This is a genomic window from Mycobacterium sp. 1245801.1, from assembly GCF_001673055.1.
Classification (GTDB): Bacteria; Actinomycetota; Actinomycetes; order Mycobacteriales; family Mycobacteriaceae; genus Mycobacterium; species Mycobacterium europaeum_A.
In genome coordinates this window covers 1-1856 of sequence record NZ_LZKY01000160.1, presented here as the reverse complement: position 1 = coordinate 1856, position 1856 = coordinate 1, and the positions used below count along the sequence as shown (strand labels likewise).

Annotated in this window: 2 protein-coding genes; both read right to left on the bottom strand. The window is 67.7% G+C overall.

All coding sequences use genetic code 11. The annotated features are described in order from the left end of the window. Positions 1–28: 28 nt before the first annotated feature. Positions 29–271, bottom strand: coding sequence for a hypothetical protein (locus A5622_RS10175; protein WP_156752908.1), 243 nt, complete (start codon positions 269–271; stop codon positions 29–31). Between the two features lie 47 nt (positions 272–318). After that, on the bottom strand, positions 319–1856 hold a 1538-nt coding region (locus tag A5622_RS10170), incomplete at its 5' end, for a helix-turn-helix domain-containing protein (protein WP_232002924.1).

Sequence of the window (1856 nt, the reverse complement as noted above, 5' to 3'; positions counted from 1 at the left end):
CGTTTCTCCTTGCCGTTAACTTGGGGATTTATGTCGCGTTCGCCACGTCTGTGACGTGCTCGGCCCATTCGCCCCAGTGTCGCGGACGGAAACCGCAACGGCAGTGATGCTCCATGCCGATGCTGCTGTGGTTCACCGGAGTGAACTGGTGCTCGATCAGCAGTTGCGTCAGGTCCGTTACGCCGCCACGTAAGTGCTTCTCGATCGTGGCGACACGTCGATTCAGGCTCTCGATGTCCCGCATAGACGGTGTTGCGATGAATCCTGTCATGTCTCTCCTATGCCGATAACGTTGCTGCCGATAACGTTGCGTCTTGTTCAGTTGTCGTCGGCCTCGTAGGCGGCCTCGAGCGCCGCGATCGCCGCCCGCTTCGGCCCCTGGCCGCCGTGCAGATAGCCGCGGTGCGCCACGATCGACGAGTGCCCCATGATCAGCATCCGCACATCCTCCGGCACCTCGGCGTCCTGCAGCAGTGTCCCCATGGTGTGCCGCGACACGTACGGCGCCGGCGGCCGCACCTCCCACTCCACGCTGCCGTGCGACTGCGCGCGCGCGACGCCGCGAGCGCGCACCGCGGCGCGGCGCTCGCACACCGCGTCCAACGCGGCCTGGTCGAGTTCGAGGTCGCTGTCGAGCAGGTCCGCCAGCTTCACGTACCGCCAGCGGCCTTGCCGGTCCTCGAACGGCAGCCGCCCGGCCTCCATGTACTTGACCACGGTCGGCCGGGACACGCCGAGCGCGTCGGCGACGTCCTGCGTTGTCAGCAGCACGTCGCCGCCAGGATCAGGAGCGGCGGGCTGGTGGACGCGGCGGGCCAGGCCGGCCGCTTCGCACGCGGCCACCCAGGCGTGGTGGTCGTCGCGGTGGCTGATCGGGCGGCCGTCCATGTGCCACACCAGGTTATGAGGATTAGGGTGGTTTAGCGTCGCGGCATAATGTGCCCGCAGCATCGCCAGAAGCGGCTTAGCTAGGGGTACCTGCCGCCACCCGGCCTTCGTCTTCGGCCGTGTCAGCAGCAGCGCGCCCTCGGTTTCGCGGTATTCGAACCCGGCGGGTAGATCCCATTTCGCTTGCGGGCAGGATCCCGCCCGCTTCCGCCCGCACGGCTTGGCCGGCGGGCAGCCGTGAACCCGCTTGTGGGTTTGCAACTGCCACGCCAGCTCGATCACCCCGGCCTCGAGGTCGACGTGCTCCCACGTCAACCCCAGCAGCTCGGCCGGCCGCGCCCCGGTGTAGAAGCCGGCGCACCACCGCGCCGCCAGCGGGTCGCCGCGGTCCACCGCGGTGTTCACCAGATGCCGGGCGGCGTCGGCCGTCAGCGCGCCGTAGGAGCGGGTGAGGTGTTTGGGTCGGTCGACCAGTTCGGCGACGTTGCGGGCCAGTAGCCCCTCGCGCACCGCGTCGGTGAGCGCCTTCTGCAAAGCCTGGTGCGCCTTGACGGCGTTACGGGTAGACGTGGCTTGTATGTCGCGCTGCATCTGCCGGACATGCTGCTGAGTCAACTTCGACAACCGTATCTTGCCGATGGCGGGCGCGATGTGCAGCCGCACCGCCTCCTCGTAGTACCTGAACGTGTTCGGCCGCACCCGCGGCTTCACGATGTGCTCCAACCAGTGTTCGCACCACTTCGCGGCCGTCGTGTTGCCCGACGCGGCGTAGGTACCGTCCTCGACCTCGCGCTGCAGCTTGCGGAACTTCGCGACCGCGACGTCATACTTCATCGAGGAAACCTTGGCGCGGCGGCGTTTCCCGTTCGTGCTCGGCACCTCGACGCGGCCCACCCAGGTTCCGTCAGCGGTTTGGTAGAGGCTGCCCTCGCCGCGAGCGCGACGCTTAGCCATTGGTGACACCACAG

Bases quoted from the DNA above. Each gene is read 5' to 3' on its own strand.
- A5622_RS10175 (WP_156752908.1), bottom strand. From the start codon at position 271: ATGACAGGATTCATCGCAACACCGTCTATGCGGGACATCGAGAGCCTG.